At 65.2% G+C, this 13880-nt stretch carries 14 protein-coding genes; 4 read left to right on the top strand and 10 right to left on the bottom strand.

Annotated features, from left to right (window positions below):
* Positions 1–9 precede the first annotated feature (9 nt).
* The gene (hemH, locus tag ACU0B3_RS07305; protein ID WP_446260162.1) at positions 10–1107 is read left to right on the top strand and encodes a ferrochelatase; all 1098 of its coding nucleotides are present in this window, start codon (positions 10–12) and stop codon (positions 1105–1107) included.
* A gap of 191 nt (positions 1108–1298) precedes the next feature.
* On the opposite strand, the gene ACU0B3_RS07300 is transcribed toward hemH, so the two are convergent.
* A complete protein-coding gene (locus ACU0B3_RS07300) occupies positions 1299–1901 on the bottom strand; it encodes a L,D-transpeptidase (protein WP_446260161.1) in 603 nt (200 codons plus the stop codon).
* A gap of 195 nt (positions 1902–2096) precedes the next feature.
* On the opposite strand from ACU0B3_RS07300, the gene ACU0B3_RS07295 reads away from it, so the two are divergent.
* Positions 2097–2747, top strand: a complete 651-nt coding sequence (locus ACU0B3_RS07295; protein ID WP_446260160.1) for a CAP domain-containing protein — start codon at positions 2097–2099, stop codon at positions 2745–2747.
* 21 nt (positions 2748–2768) lie between these two features.
* Here ACU0B3_RS07295 and ACU0B3_RS07290 read toward each other — a convergent pair whose 3' ends face one another.
* From ACU0B3_RS07290 to hslO, 8 genes are all read right to left on the bottom strand, one after another.
* The gene (locus tag ACU0B3_RS07290) at positions 2769–3278 is read right to left on the bottom strand and encodes a L,D-transpeptidase family protein (RefSeq protein ID WP_446260159.1); all 510 of its coding nucleotides are present in this window, start codon (positions 3276–3278) and stop codon (positions 2769–2771) included.
* 92 nt (positions 3279–3370) lie between these two features.
* Positions 3371–4585, bottom strand: a complete 1215-nt coding sequence (locus ACU0B3_RS07285; protein WP_446260158.1) for a class I SAM-dependent RNA methyltransferase — start codon at positions 4583–4585, stop codon at positions 3371–3373.
* Positions 4582–6408, bottom strand: a complete 1827-nt coding sequence (locus ACU0B3_RS07280; RefSeq protein WP_446260157.1) for an ABC transporter ATP-binding protein — start codon at positions 6406–6408, stop codon at positions 4582–4584. The genes ACU0B3_RS07285 and ACU0B3_RS07280 overlap by 4 nt, the downstream gene beginning before the upstream one ends.
* A complete protein-coding gene (locus ACU0B3_RS07275; protein WP_446260156.1) occupies positions 6405–8246 on the bottom strand; it encodes an ABC transporter ATP-binding protein in 1842 nt (613 codons plus the stop codon). The genes ACU0B3_RS07280 and ACU0B3_RS07275 overlap by 4 nt, the downstream gene beginning before the upstream one ends.
* Positions 8247–8270: 24 nt before the next feature.
* The gene (locus ACU0B3_RS07270) at positions 8271–8846 is read right to left on the bottom strand and encodes a LysE family translocator (RefSeq protein ID WP_446260155.1); all 576 of its coding nucleotides are present in this window, start codon (positions 8844–8846) and stop codon (positions 8271–8273) included.
* A gap of 8 nt (positions 8847–8854) precedes the next feature.
* Positions 8855–10000 (bottom strand): CCA tRNA nucleotidyltransferase, encoded by a 1146-nt coding sequence (locus ACU0B3_RS07265; protein WP_446260154.1) that lies wholly within the window; start codon positions 9998–10000, stop codon positions 8855–8857.
* Entirely contained in the window at positions 9991–10599 is a 609-nt protein-coding gene (locus tag ACU0B3_RS07260) for a CoA pyrophosphatase (RefSeq protein WP_446260153.1), read from the bottom strand. Before ACU0B3_RS07260 ends, ACU0B3_RS07265 begins: the two co-directional genes overlap by 10 nt.
* Entirely contained in the window at positions 10589–11572 is a 984-nt protein-coding gene (gene hslO / locus ACU0B3_RS07255) for an Hsp33 family molecular chaperone HslO (RefSeq protein ID WP_446260152.1), read from the bottom strand. The genes ACU0B3_RS07260 and hslO overlap by 11 nt, the downstream gene beginning before the upstream one ends.
* A gap of 88 nt (positions 11573–11660) precedes the next feature.
* Here hslO and ACU0B3_RS07250 point away from each other — a divergent pair, with 88 nt between their 5' ends.
* Positions 11661–12113: an NUDIX domain-containing protein gene (locus ACU0B3_RS07250; protein WP_446260151.1), complete on the top strand. Its 453-nt coding sequence runs from the start codon at positions 11661–11663 to the stop codon at positions 12111–12113.
* Here the strand turns inward: ACU0B3_RS07250 and ACU0B3_RS07245 are convergent.
* A complete protein-coding gene (locus tag ACU0B3_RS07245) occupies positions 12103–13359 on the bottom strand; it encodes a PP2C family protein-serine/threonine phosphatase (protein ID WP_446260222.1) in 1257 nt (418 codons plus the stop codon). The genes ACU0B3_RS07250 and ACU0B3_RS07245 overlap by 11 nt on opposite strands.
* Positions 13360–13546: 187 nt before the next feature.
* Here ACU0B3_RS07245 and ACU0B3_RS07240 point away from each other — a divergent pair, with 187 nt between their 5' ends.
* On the top strand, positions 13547–13879 hold the full coding sequence (locus ACU0B3_RS07240; RefSeq protein ID WP_446260150.1) for an Hpt domain-containing protein: 333 nt from the start codon (positions 13547–13549) through the stop codon (positions 13877–13879).
* The last annotated feature ends 1 nt before the right edge of the window (position 13880 follow it).

The raw sequence follows: 13880 nt of genomic DNA, 5'->3' as shown, positions 1-13880 counted from the left end.
ACGCGATAAATGCAGCGCAAGCTACGCAAAGGGACTGAAGACGTGCTCGCTCCAAACGAAACAGAGACCCGCCCGAACCACGCGCCCGCAACGCACCCCGCGTTGCCGCAGGCCAAGGTGGGCATCCTGCTCGCCAACCTCGGCACGCCGGACAATTACGACTATTGGTCGATGCGCCGCTACCTTGGGGAGTTCCTGTCCGACCGCCGCGTGATCGATTACAGCCCGTGGCTCTGGCAGCCGCTCCTGCAACTGGTGATTCTGTCGAAACGCCCCTTCAGCTCGGGCGAGGCGTATAAGTCCATTTGGAACGAGGACGCCGGCGAGAGCCCCTTGATGACGATCACCAAGGACCAGACCGCCGCCATCGCTGCCAAGCTCAAGGCCGAGTACGGCGATCAGATCCACGTCGATTTCTGCATGCGCTACGGCAACCCCTCGACCCCCTCCAAGGTGCGCGAGATGGTGGAGGCGGGGTGCCACAAGATCCTCTTCTTCCCGCTCTATCCGCACTACGCGGGCGCAACGTCGGCCACCGCCAACGACCAGTTCTTTCGCGCGCTGATGAAGGAAAAGTGGCAACCGACCGTGCGCGTTGTGGACCCCTACTACGAACACCCGCTCTATATCGAGGCGCTCGCGCAGTCCGTGGAGCGCGCTTATGCGGAGGCCGAAACCCGCCCCGACATCCTCGTCTGCTCGTACCACGGCGTGCCGAAACGCTACCTGATGGAAGGCGACCCCTACCACTGCCAGTGCCAGAAGACGACGCGCCTCCTCAAGGAGCGGCTCGGCTGGGCGGACACCGAGATCACCACGACCTTCCAGTCGAAATTCGGCCCCGAGGAATGGCTGAAACCCTACACCGTCGAAGAGGTCGCGCGCCTCGCCGAAGAAGACGGAAAGAAGAACATCGCCGTGATCGCGCCCGCCTTCTCCGCCGATTGCATCGAGACGCTCGAAGAGATCAACGAAGAGATCAAAGAGAGCTTTGAGGAGGCGGGCGGGGAGCACTTCACCTACATCCCCTGTCTCAACGACGACGCGGCGCACGTGCACGCGCTGAGCTCGATCATCAAGGAAAACGTGGGGGGGTGGCTGCGGTAGGAAGAGCCGCCTAAATCAAAGTACCTGCCTGACAAGCACCGTCAGGCCGCGCCACCCCTCGGGACGGCGCGTGAACTTCTTTTCTCTATGCGTGAGTGAAAAGACGAACCCGAGCTTTCACCGCACGCTTTAAAGAAAAAGGCGGCAACCCCACGGCCCCGCCTTTCCCAAATCATAAACCTGAACCAAGCTCAGATGAGCAGCACCTGCGTGCCAACCTTGGCCATCTCGTACAGCTCTTCGATGTGCTGGTTGTAAAGCCCGATACACCCGTTCGACGAGCGCCGCCCGATCTTGCGCGTGTCGTGCGTGCCGTGGATGCGGTAATACGTCCAGCTGAGGTGCAGCGACCGCGTGCCCAGCGGATTGTCCGGGCCCGGCCCGATGAAATCCGGCCACTCGGGGTTCCGCTCTTTCATCGACGGCGTCGGACGCCAGGAGGGGCTCGGATCCTTGAGCGTCACGCGCGTGCGACCGCGCCGCGTCAGGTCCTCCGTCAGCGGCACCGACGACGGATAGAGCTTGTAGATCGACTGATCCTCGGACCAGTAATGCAGCGCCCGGCTGTCGAGATCGACGAGGATCGCGCCATTGCGGGTGTTGTCGAAATACGGCCGCCAGTCCAGCGCCCGAAAGCTCGAGATATTGCGCCGCACGCCGTCCTTGGGGCGGTCCTCCATCTCGGTGGTGCCGGTAAAGGCGTTGTTCGCCGTCTGCGCCAGCGCCGGAGCCGCCAGTGTCGAGGCGGCTGCCGCACCCGTCGTAAGCAGGCGCCGCCGTGTCAAAATCGTCATTTTAGAGTCCGTCATTGTCATGCACTCCTAACCTACTGACACCAGAAAGAGTTGCGGCGAAAATATGGCGCGCGCGCCTCAGTCGCAAATCAAAGCCGCGTTATTCAGCGCAATCACGCCGATGTGGGTTTGACTTGCAACGGCAGCATTGTAGTGCGTTGGAGAACAATCGGAATCGCCACCGGAGAATTTGTCATGCGCGTAATTGTTGCACTTTTGTCCCTGATCGCCGTGGCCGCGTGTGAACCGACCACACCTGAAATCGCCCCGGACGGTCAGGCCTCGCCCAAGCTCTACAAGATTCGCAGCGCCGACGAGGCCAAGATCAAGTTCCGCATGGAAGACGGCGTGAACGCGCTCCGCCAGGCGTCCGGCCTCGGCAACGTGCGCCTCGATTCCAAACTGACCGCCGCCGCCGCGACCCACGCGCGCGACATGTCGCTGCAAAACCGCCCCTGGCACTTTGGCTCCGACGGCTCCTCCCCGATCGACCGCACACGGCGCGTCGGATATTCCGGCGCCTTCATCGGCGAGCTGATCTCCGAGACCTACGAGACCGAGCTCGTGACGCTTGGCGCCTGGGCCGAGGACCCGATCACCCGCAAGGTGCTCCTCTCGCCGCAAGCACGCGACTTGGGCTTTTCGTGGTTCCAGGAGGACAACGGCAAGATCTGGTGGACGCTCGTCCTAGGCGGCGTGGGTGCCCCGACCGAACGCCCCGCGCCTGTCGCCATCCCCGACGGCACCAGCATTTCCGCCGCACCGATCGAGCGCGCGAGCTTCAGCGAGAGTCTCGTCGACGTGGACGACTTGCAGCAGTCACCCGAAGTCCTGATCCTGCAGTAGCCCGTTTCACGAGACCCGGACTCACGGGAAAATCGTGATCAGCGTTCCGTTCTCGACCATCGCATAGATCTCTTCCATCTCGCTGTTCTTCACCGAGATGCAGCCCGCCGTCCAATCGCGCCCGTTCTTGCGCGCACGCTTCCAGTCTTCCTTCTCGTTCGGCCGACCGTGGATAAAGATGTCACCCCCCGGCGAGCGCCCGTGATACTCGGCAAAGGCGCGATCCTCGGCATTCGGGTACGAAATCCCCAGCGACAGGTGAAAGAGCGAGTTCGGGTTGCGCCGGTCGATGTAATACGTCCCCTCCGGCGTCTTGCCGTCGCCTTCGAACCGCTTGTGTCCCCGCGCGGTGAACCCCAGCCGGATCTTGTATTTCGCCACCAGCTCTTCGCCACTGACGAGGTACATCCGCCGCCGGTCCTTGTAGACAAAGATATGCGTGATCTCGGGACCGTTGTAGCGTTTGAACTTGCTTGAGCAGGCCGACAGAAACGTCGCCACCGCGCTCAGCAGGAAAAATCTGCGCTTCATCAGCCTGTCCTCGAATGCCTTTGTATTTTTGCGAAAGGCTACCCGATTTTGCACCCCCGTACGAGGGCCAAGCCGCCGCAGGCGCGCAAGTGTTACCGGGAAAACCCGGCCACAACCTCCACGTGCGCCGACCACCGGAACTGGTCGACCACATGCACCGGCCCCATCGCAAACCCCGCCGCAATCAGCGTCGCCGCATCCCGCGCAAAGGTCGCCGGGTTGCAGGAGACATGCGCGATCACCGGAACATCCGAGCGCGCCAGCTCTGCCACCTGCGCCTCTGCTCCCGCGCGCGGCGGGTCGATCACCGCGGCGTCAAACCCCTTCAACTCGTCCGGCATCAAAGGCCGGCGGAACAGATCGCGCGCTTCCGCCGTCACCCGTTTCAGACCCGTGGCCCCGCGCCACCCGGCCAGCAACGCGTCGGTCATTGCCCGATCGCCCTCGACGCCATGCACCTCGGCCATTCGCGCCAGCGGCAACGCAAAGGTCCCGCACCCGGCAAAAAGGTCCACGATCAGCTTCGCCCCCGCCGTCAGGTCCATGACCACCCGGCGGAGCGCCTGTTCCCCATGCGAGGTCGCCTGCAAAAACGCGCCCGCCGGCGGGATAACTGCGATACCGTCAAACGCGAGGCGCGGAGGCTCTGCCTGAGCGACGAGCTCGCCGTCACACGTCAGCCGCGCCAAACCGAACTGCCCGGCCAGCTGCCCCAGCGCGGCGCGCATCGGCCCGTCCAGCGCTTTGCCCGGACCCGCGCTCACATCAAGCCCGCTCTCCGTCTCGGTCACCGTCATCGCGACCTCCCCCTTGCGCGCGCAAAGCAGCTGCCCAAGCGCCTCGAGCGCCGGAAAGGCTGCACGCAAACCCGGGGTCACCAGCTGGCACTCCGGCACCGCCAGCACCGTCTCGCTCGCCCGGCCATGAAACCCGACCAAAGCGCCCGCCTTGGTCCGGCGCACCGAAAACGTCGCGCGCCGACGGCTCTGCACAGGAGAGGTCTGCGTCTCCAGCACCTCTGCCTTGACCCGATGCGCCGCCAACGCATCCACGACGATCTGCCGCTTCCACGCGGCCACAAAGGCGTCCGAGGCGTGCATCACCGCGCAGCCGCCGCACGACGCGTAATGCCGACACGGCGCCTTCACGCGGTCTTCCGAGGGCGTCACGATCTTCGGCTGTTCCAGCCGCGTCCCGTCGAGCGTGCCTGTCACCACCTCTCCTGGCAGCGTCCGCGCGGCAAAGATCGGACCTTCAGCGATCCCGTCGCCCAAATGGCCCAGCCTTTGAATGGTGATTTCCGTCATTCCGCCGCGTGGTCGAGACCCAGGAACCCGCCCGACTGCCGCTGCCAGTAGCGCGCGTAGAGCCCGCCCCGCGCCAGCAGATCGGTGTGAGTCCCCTCCTCCACGATCCGCCCCGCGTCCAGCACGATGATCCGGTCCATCCGCGCAATCGTCGACAGGCGGTGCGCGATGGCAAGCACCGTCTTGCCCTCCATCACACGGCCCAGCGCGTCCTGGATCGCCGCCTCCACCTCGCTGTCGAGCGCGCTCGTCGCCTCGTCCAGCACAAGGATCGGCGCGTCCTTGAGGATGGCCCGCGCCAGCGCAATCCGTTGCCGCTGACCGCCCGAGAGCTTCACGCCGCGTTCACCCAGATGCGCATCATAGCCCTTGCGCCCCCGGTGGTCCTCGAGCCCGGTGATGAAATCATGCGCCTCGGCGCGCTCGGCGGCGGCGATCATCTCCTCCTCGGAGGCGTCGGGTCGACCGTAGAGGATGTTCTCGCGCGCCGAGCGATTGAACATCGCCGTCTCCTGCGTGACCATCCCGATGGCCTGCCGCAGGCTTTCCTGCGTGACCTGCGTGAGGTCCTGACCGTCGATGCGGATCACGCCTTTTTCGGTGGGATAGAGCCGAAGCAGTGTCGAAACGAGCGTCGTTTTGCCCGCGCCCGAAGCACCCACGATCCCCAGTTTCTCCCGCGGCTTGATCGTGAGGTTGATGTCCTGAATACCGCCCGTCGGACGCCCATACCCGAATGAGACCGCGTCGAACTGCACCTCGCCCTGCGGCACGTCCAAAGCCCTTGCGTCCGGCGCATCCTCGACCCGGTCGCGCGGTGTGAGCGTCTTCATCCCGTCTTCGGCCTCGCCGACGTTGGCGTACATCGCCATCAGCGTGAAACTCACCCAGCCCGTCATCTGCGCGATACGGATCGCCACCGCACCCGCCGCCGCAATGTCGCCTGCGGTGGCATCACCCGCCTGCCAGACCATCAGCGTCCCGCCGATCAGCAGCACCGGAAGCACCCCCGCAAGCGTCATCAGGCACAGCCGGAAAAGCGCGCTCAGCTTACCAAAATGAAACGCATCCCGCCGGAACTGCGCCATCGCGCCCAGCGCCGCTCCGTCCTCGTGGCGGGCGGAGGCGAAAAGCTGCACCGTCTTGATATTCGTGATCGTGTCGACGACCTGCCCCGAGACCATCGCCCGGCTCGCCGCCCGCGCCCGCGAGCGCACCCGCACCCGCGGCATGAACCAGCGGATCATCGTGAAATACGCAGCCAGCCAGATGCAGAACACCAGCGTCACGCGCCAGTCGATCGCGGTGAGCAGCAGCACCGACCCCACCAGCGACGCAATCGCAAAGGTCACGACGTTGATCGTCTCCGCCACGATGTCGGTCACCGCGCGCGCGCACTGCATCTGCTTTTGCGCGATCCGCCCGGCAAAGTCGTTGTCGAAAAAGTTCACCGATTGCCCCAACGTCCACCTGTTGAGCCGCGACAGCACCAGCGTGTTCACATTCGGCTGCACGATCATGGCGTTGGTCGCCGCAGATGCGCCCGAGGCGACAGGCCGGATCAACATGAAGAACACGATGGTTCCGACGATCAGGCCCAAGTTGGCAGGCGCAAAAAAGCCCTCCGGCCCCGCACTCATCGCACCGTCGATCACGCGGCCAAGGATCAGCGCCGTCAGCGCCTCCATCCCGCCCGCCAAGGCCGAGCACAAGGCCGCGAGACCCAGCCCCGGCCAGGCCCCCGACAGACACCAGCGCAGGAACGCGCCCAGCGTCTGCGGCGGCGGTCCGTCAGCGGTTTTGAAAGGGTCGATCAGCGTCACTCGGCAGCGGTGTCCGTGTTGAGGAACCCGCCGGACTGGCGAGACCAGAACCCGGCATATAGCCCGCCCTGCGCCAAAAGCACGTCATGGGTGCCGTCCTCGACGATGCGTCCGTCCTCCAGGACAAGGATGCGATCAAGGTGCGCAATCGTCGACAGGCGGTGCGCAATCGCAATCACTGTCTTCCCCTGCATCATCCCTTGAAGCGTGGTCTGGATTTGCGCCTCCACCTCGCTGTCGAGCGCGCTTGTCGCCTCGTCGAGCAAAAGGATCGGCGCATCCTTGAGGATCGCGCGCGCCAGGGTGATGCGCTGCCTTTGCCCGCCCGAGAGTTTCACCCCGCGTTCACCCACCTGCGCGTCATAGCCCTCACGCCCCTCAGCATCTGCCAAATCGAGAATAAAGTCATGCGCCTGCGCCTGTTTGGCGGCGGCAATCATCTCCTCCTCCGAGGCATCCGGGCGACCGTAGAGGATGTTGTCCCGCACCGACCGGTGCAGCAAGGCGCTGTCCTGCTGCACCATCCCGATCTGCGCGCGCAGGCTGTCCTGCGTGACCGATGCGATGTCCTGGCCGTCGATCTCGATCCGGCCCGCATCGGCGTCGTAAAACCGCAGCAGCAGCTTCACCAGGGTCGACTTCCCAGCACCCGAGCGTCCGATCAGCCCGACCTTTTGCCCCGCCGGAATCACCAGGTCGATCTGGTCGAGACCGCCCGACGCGCGGCCATAATGGTGGGTCAGACCGTCCACCTTGATCTCGCCGTCGGTCAACTTCAGAGGTTGCGCCCCCGGCGCATCCACCAGGTCGATCGGCTGCGCAATCGTCTCCATCCCCTCGGACACGACCCCCAACTGGCGGAAGAACGTCGTGAGCGCCCACATGATCCACCCGGTCATCGCGTTGAGGCGCAGCGTCAGCGCGGTCGCCGCCGCCACCGCCCCGACCGAGGCCGCGCCCTGCATCCAGAGCGCCAGCGCCCAGCCGACCACCGCCACGATCAAAATCCCGTTCAGCACCACCAAAGCGACATCCATGAAGGTATAGAGCCGCATCTCAGCCATGAACGTCTCACGCGTGTGCTCGATGGCGTCCTTTGCGTAATCGAGCTCGCGCTGGTCCGTCGCGAACATCTTGACCGAGTGGATGTTGGTGTAGCTGTCGACCACGCGGCCCGTGACCTGGCTCCGCGCATTCGAGGCCGCCTCGGAGGCCGGGCCCACACGCTTGACCGTCCAGACGACCAACCCGCCATAAAGCACAAGCCACGCCACCAGCGGGATCGCCAGTCGCGCATCCGCCTGACCCAGCAGGATCAGAGCTCCGACGACATAGGCAATCGAAAAGGTGATCGCATCGAACACCTGGAACACCGCCTCCCCCGCTGCCGGCGGGGTCTGCATGATCCGGTTGGCGATCCGCCCGGCAAAGTCATTCTCGAACCAGCCCACCGACTGGCGCAGCACATGCTTGTGCGCCCGCCACCGGATGAGCGTGCCAAAGTTCGGAAGGATCGTGTTGTTCAGGAGCAGCACGTCGAGCGCCTGCAGCGCCGGCCTCAGGATCAGGATGAACACGCCCAGCGCGATGAGCGTCGTGCCATGCTCCTCCCACACGGTTGCGGGGTCGCCAGACAGGATGTCCACCACCCAGCCCATCAAACCGATCAAGGCGATCTCGATCACCGCGACGATCACCGACATCAGCGCCGTCCAGGCGAACACCTTTTTGAACGGCTGTGCATAATCCCACAGGAACGGCCAAAGCCGACGTGGGGGCGTGTCCGTCTCGCGGTAAGGCGTGTACGGATCGACCAGATTCTCGAAAAAGCGGAACATGATGCGCCCGGTATGCGCGATTCCTCAGAGGAAGACCAGCAGCGCACACGCGACCAGCAGCAGCGCCATCACGCGCGCGAACAGCGTCCACGCCGCCTCGCGCGTCAGCAGCACCGTCAGCGCCGCCCCCGCGCAGGTCCAGAACGTGCAGACGATCAGGTTGGTCCCGGAAAAGGCAAGTGCAAGACGCGCCGCCTCCGCCAGCGGCGTGCCTCCCCCGGGATAGGCGGACGCCGCCGTCAGCGCGACCGCCCAAATCTTGGGGTTGACCCACTGGAACAGCACCGCCTCGATCAGCGTCATGGGGCGGGCCTTGCCATCCGCCTCGCGCGCCGCAGAAATCCAGAGGCGCCACGCCATCCACAGGATCCACCCCGCCGCCAGCGTCTTGAGCGCCAATTCCAGCGCCGGCATCGCCAGCAGGAGCGCCGCAATGCCAAGCGCGGTCAGCCCCGCGATCACACCCACACCAAGCACGACCCCGATCAAATGCGGCAACGTCCGCGCGATCCCGAACCTTGCCCCAGACAAAGTGAGCAGGATCACGTTTGGACCGGGCGTGAAGAGCCCGAGAAAGACAAAACCGTAAAGCGGGTCCATGGCTCCCGCTAGCCCAGCAACGCGTCCCGGTCGAGCGTGAAATCCGACGCGATCCACCGTGCCTCTAGCGCGCGCAGCTTGTCACCCAGCGCCTTCCCCTCGAGCGCCGGCATGAGGTCCGCCGCCGTCACCGGAAAACGCGCCGCTGCGCCCTTCGCGATGTCGTCCGTGTAGGGTGGGCACGACTGACCGAGGAGCGCAGCCCGCAGGAGCGTGATCTGTTCGGCAGCCTCCGCGCCCAGCCGGTAGGCCAGCTCGGCAGTGCCCACCTTACCCTCCGCCGTCTCACGGTAGGTCGCCCAATCCCGCGCTGTCGCTTTGTCCAGCCGCAGCCGCGAAATGCCCTCCGGCGCTCGCAGACTCGCCAGCCGCGCTGCAAGATTTGCGGTGGAACCATTCTGCCCGGCCAGATGCACCAGTTGCGTAAAACTCGGGACGTGCGCGCCCGGCAACACCTGCCCCAGCACGCCGCATTGGTCCATGACGCCCAGCGTCTCTGCCGCGTGGGGCGCACCGAGCAACTTGACCATCTCAGAAGTGATCCGCTCGTCGGATAGACGCTCCAGCCCGTCCAAATGCGCGGCGATCACCGCCAGCGTCTCGGGATCATGACCATCCGCCGGATCCTGAAACCGCGCAGCAAAGCGAAAGTATCGCAGGATTCGGAGGTAATCTTCTTCGATGCGCGCCGCTGCATCTCCGATGAACCGCACGCGCCGTGCCTCGAGGTCCGCGAGCCCGCCCAGTGGATCCACCACTGTGCCATCCGCGCGCGCGTAAAGTGCGTTCATCGTGAAATCGCGCCGGGCTGCGTCGGTGGACACGTCGTCCGAGAACGCAACAACCGCATGTCTACCATCTGTTTCCACATCTTTGCGGAAAGTTGTGACTTCGTGTGGGGCATTATCCACAACCAGTGTCACCGTACCGTGGTCGATGCCGGTAGGGATAGCCTTGACCCCCACGGCTTTGGCCAAGCCGATGACCCGGTCCGGCAGCGCGTCCGTGGCGATGTCGATGTCCCCGACCGGCAGCCCCATCAGCGCATCGCGGACGCAACCGCCCACGAGCAGCGCCTGGTGGCCTCCGTCCTCGAGCAGCGCCAGAACACGCTGCACGTGGCGCGCGCTCAGCCAGTCACCGGTCACCCGCATCGCGCAGCCCGCTCGGCAAAGCCCCGCAGGATGCGCGCCGTCGCCCCCCAGATGTAATAAGGCCCGAAAGGCACGGCATAATATCTGCGCATCTGGCCGCGCCACATCCGGCCCTCGATGCGAAAGCGCGAGAGGTCCAGCGCGTGACCCAGCGGGACGGTAAAGGCTTCAGCGACCTCGTTCGGCTCGACCACAACGTCAAACGGCGCGTCGATCAGCCCGACGACAGGTGTCATGGTGAACGATGTGACCGTTTCGTGCGGCGGCAGGGCTCCCACCACCTGCACCGCCTCAGGCGGCAGGCGCACCTCCTCCCAAGCCTCGCGGAGCGCGGTGGCGGTGGTGTCCGCGTCTTCAGGGTCGCACTTGCCACCCGGAAAGGCCACCTGGCCCGGGTGATGCTTGAGCGCGGAGGAGCGTTTGGTCAGCAGCAGGCGCAACCCCTGGGAGGTTTGCAGGATCGGCACGAGCACGGCGGCGTCCCGCACTTTGCGCCCCTCGGGCAGGACAAACCCGGCGTTCAGGTCGAAATCCGAAGACTCCGTCCCAGGCAGGGACAGAGCCTCAGAAATCAGGTCCGGCGTCAGATCACGCGGCACCCTGCCCCACCTCGGAGGGGTCGAGGTCGTAGTGCGCGCCGCAGAACTGGCAATCGGCGGTGACGCGGCCGTCGTCGGTGGTCATCTTTTCGATGTCCCGCGCCGAATAGATCGACAACGTCTGCTGCACGCGCTCCTTGGAACAGGTGCAGCCGAAGGCCACCGGCTGCACGTCGTAGACGCGCGGCTGCTCCTCGTGAAACAAGCGCACCACCAGATCCAGGGGAGCCACGCTGGGGCCGATCAGCTCCATCTGCTCGACCGTGTCGAGGTGCAGGTTCACGCGCGTCCAGTTCTCGCCATCGTCATCGTCAGCCACGATGTCGGTCGGCTGGAGAAGACCCTCCTCTCCCGAGCCACCCTCCCGCGCCACAAACGGCGACGCCTTGGGCATGTGCTGCAGCATCACCCCGCCTGCGCGCCAGTGCTCGGGCTGGCCGGGCTCGGTCGACAGGCCGTAGGACATGGCAAACCGCGTCGGCAACTGCTCGGACTGGGCAAAGTAGCTCTCGGCGCAGGCCGAGAGCGAGCCGCCCGCAAGCGGTGTGATCCCCTGGTAGGGCTGCATGCCTTTGCCCTGGTCGATCAGCACGGCAAAGTAGCCCTTGCCAAGCTGATCGAACGGTTGCGCGTCCGCGTCGATCCGGTCTGCGTCAAAGCTGGCGTAGGCGCGGATTCGGGCGGGCGCGCCCTCTTCGGTCGGGCCGTAGTAATCGGTGGCGATCATGCGCACCGGGCCGTCCGACTGCACCTGTAGCGAGAGCTTCCAGCGCAGCTTGATCGTCTGGCCGATCATCGCCGTCAGCAACGCCATCTCGGCCACGAGCGCCTCGACCGTGGGGGGATAGGCGTGCTGCTTGAGGATCCCGTCCAGCACGCCGTCCAGCCGCGCGACGCGGCCGCGGATGTCCGAAGCGTCAAGCTGGAACGGCAGCACCGTGTCGTCCCAGGCGATTTTCTGTACCTGGCTCATGATCCGTCTCCTTGGACGCGCGTGCTACCCCGCACGGCGCATCGCGTCTATATAAAGGGCAATCGACGGGGTCCAAGAGGAGGCCGCTATGATCAGACGTTATGGCTCGCCGCCTCTGGCCGACACGCGCTACCGGCTCCGGCCGGGGGCCTACGCGATCCTGCCGCGCGGTGGGCGGCTGCTGCTGACGCATCAGGCAGCGCCGGAGCCGGAGATCCAGCTGCCCGGCGGTGGGATCGATCCCGGCGAATCGCCGATTGTGGCGCTCTATCGGGAAAGCCGGGAGGAGACGGGCTGGACACTGGCGCGCCCGCGCCTACTGCGCAGCTACCGCCGGTTCGTGTTCATGCCGGAGTACGACATGTTCGCCGAAAAGCTGTGCCATGTGTATCTCGCCCACCCGGTTCGCCGTTTCGGCGCACCTCAGGAGGCCGGTCACACGGCGCTTTGGCTCGATGCAGGCGCGGCGCTTGACGTGATCAAAAGCCCCGGTGACCGGGCCGTCCTGGCAGAAGCACTGCAGCGCGGGCTTATCCGTTGAACTCGTAGAGCACCGCCGAGACATCGTCGTCCGGCTGCGTGCCGGGGCCAAGCTCTTGCCGCAGGTGCCAGTAGAGATCGTCGAGGAATTCGGTGCCAAAGGCCGCCGGCTTGCAGGCGTCGACGAGCCGTATCAAACCCTCTTCCTCGAGCATGGCGCCGTACTGGGTCACGGCCTCGGTGAAGCCGTCGGAATAAAAGAGCACGCGGTCACCGGGGCTCAGCACAGTCTCAAAGCTCTCGAACGGCACACCGGGGAGCAGGCCGATCGGTACGCCTCCTGCGCCGAGGAACTCACGCCGTCCGTCGACACGCAGCACCAGCGGATGGGGATGACCCGCCTGCACTGCGCGCAGCAGGCCAGAGGTCTGATCGACCACGGCGTAGGCCATGGTGAAATACTCCTCCACCCCGCTGTCGGTCGTGAACCGGTCGTTCAGGTGCTGCGCCAACACCTCGGGCGGGTGCATGGCGTAGAACCGCTCCATCCGGCGGTGCATCGCGACGTTCTGATCCAGATGCGTCGGGCTGAGGTACCCGCCCACGCGCGCGGTCATCATCGCCGAGGTGATCCCATGACCCGACACGTCGATCCCGTAAAACCCGACCATATCGTGTCCCGGGGAGAACATGCCGACCATGTCGCCCCCCACGTGACCGCAGGGTTTGAGGAGCAGGCTCACCCGGGACTTGCCGAACTTGCGCGATTTTTCCGGGATCAGCGCCTCCTGGATCTTGCGAGCGTTCGCGATGTCTTTGTCGAGCGCGTCATAGACCGTCTGCAGCTCGCTCAGCGTCTCCTGCACGACGGCATTCTGCGCGCTCAGCTGCTTTTGCATCGACACCAGCCGCCCGCCCGCACGGATGCGCGCGCGCAACTCGGAGGCGTCAAAGGGCTTGGTCAGAAAATCGTCCGCGCCCGTCTCGAGGCCGCGCGCCACCTCATCCTTTTCATGCTTGGACGTCAGCAGGATAAAGTAGCCGTAGTGCTTGTCACCGCAAAGCGCGCGAAAGGCGGTGCAGAACTCGAGTCCGTCCATCCCCGGCATCATCCAGTCGCTCAGCACCAGATCGGGCAGCGCTTCCTCGCAGAGCGCCATCGCTTCGGTCCCGCTTGCCGCCTCGACGACGTCAAACCCCCAGCGCTTGAGGCTCGAGGTCAGGATGCGCCTTTGCAGCGTGCTGTCATCGGCCACCAGCACGCGCCGAATGCCCTGCAGATCCCCGCCGGGCGGCTCAGGCGCCAGGGGCGGCGCTGTCTGACGGGCAAGGGGGGTACTCACAAGAACGGCCTCGGGGCTTGGGTGCTGCAGCCTTAGCGCACGGCGGTTTAACAACCCGTAAAGCCCAACCCGGATACGGCAAACTTTAGACGTTATGCCTTTGTTCACATGTCGCGGTTATCCCCCTCCCCGGCAGTTGCGAGGAGCGGACATGATCGACTGGGACCAGGTGGCGGAGTTGCGAGAGGCGGTAGGCGCGGACGAGTTCGATGACCTGATCGAGGTGTTCCTCGACGAGGTCGAAACCGTCCTTAACGAGATCACCGCGAGCCCGGACGACGCGCAGCTGGAATCGCGCCTGCACTTTGTCAAAGGCAGCGCGCTGAACCTCGGGTTCACCCAGTTTGCCGCGCTCTGTCAGACAGGCGAAAGCACCGCTCGGGCGGGCACCCCCGGCGACGTGGACCTTGCGCAGATCATGGACGCCTATGCGGCCGAAAAGGACGAGCTGATGCGCGAGATGGGCGTGAAATTCGCAGCCTGAG

Source organism: Pseudaestuariivita sp. (assembly GCF_052825805.1).
This window is presented reverse-complemented; position numbering and strand designations above follow the sequence as displayed.

What these genes read in the sequence shown, in the direction of transcription:
- ACU0B3_RS07290 (WP_446260159.1), bottom strand. Translation starts at nt 3,278, where the DNA reads ATGAAGCGCAGATTTTTCCTGCTGAGCGCGGTGGCGACGTTTCTGTCG.
- hslO (WP_446260152.1), bottom strand. Translation starts at nt 11,572, where the DNA reads ATGAGCCAGGTACAGAAAATCGCCTGGGACGACACGGTGCTGCCGTTC.
- ACU0B3_RS07250 (WP_446260151.1), top strand. Translation starts at nt 11,661, where the DNA reads ATGATCAGACGTTATGGCTCGCCGCCTCTGGCCGACACGCGCTACCGG.
- ACU0B3_RS07295 (WP_446260160.1), top strand. Translation starts at nt 2,097, where the DNA reads ATGCGCGTAATTGTTGCACTTTTGTCCCTGATCGCCGTGGCCGCGTGT.
- ACU0B3_RS07275 (WP_446260156.1), bottom strand. Translation starts at nt 8,246, where the DNA reads ATGTTCCGCTTTTTCGAGAATCTGGTCGATCCGTACACGCCTTACCGC.
- ACU0B3_RS07285 (WP_446260158.1), bottom strand. Translation starts at nt 4,585, where the DNA reads ATGACGGAAATCACCATTCAAAGGCTGGGCCATTTGGGCGACGGGATC.
- ACU0B3_RS07265 (WP_446260154.1), bottom strand. Translation starts at nt 10,000, where the DNA reads ATGCGGGTGACCGGTGACTGGCTGAGCGCGCGCCACGTGCAGCGTGTT.
- hemH (WP_446260162.1), top strand. Translation starts at nt 10, where the DNA reads ATGCAGCGCAAGCTACGCAAAGGGACTGAAGACGTGCTCGCTCCAAAC.
- ACU0B3_RS07270 (WP_446260155.1), bottom strand. Translation starts at nt 8,846, where the DNA reads ATGGACCCGCTTTACGGTTTTGTCTTTCTCGGGCTCTTCACGCCCGGT.
- ACU0B3_RS07240 (WP_446260150.1), top strand. Translation starts at nt 13,547, where the DNA reads ATGATCGACTGGGACCAGGTGGCGGAGTTGCGAGAGGCGGTAGGCGCG.
- ACU0B3_RS07300 (WP_446260161.1), bottom strand. Translation starts at nt 1,901, where the DNA reads ATGACGATTTTGACACGGCGGCGCCTGCTTACGACGGGTGCGGCAGCC.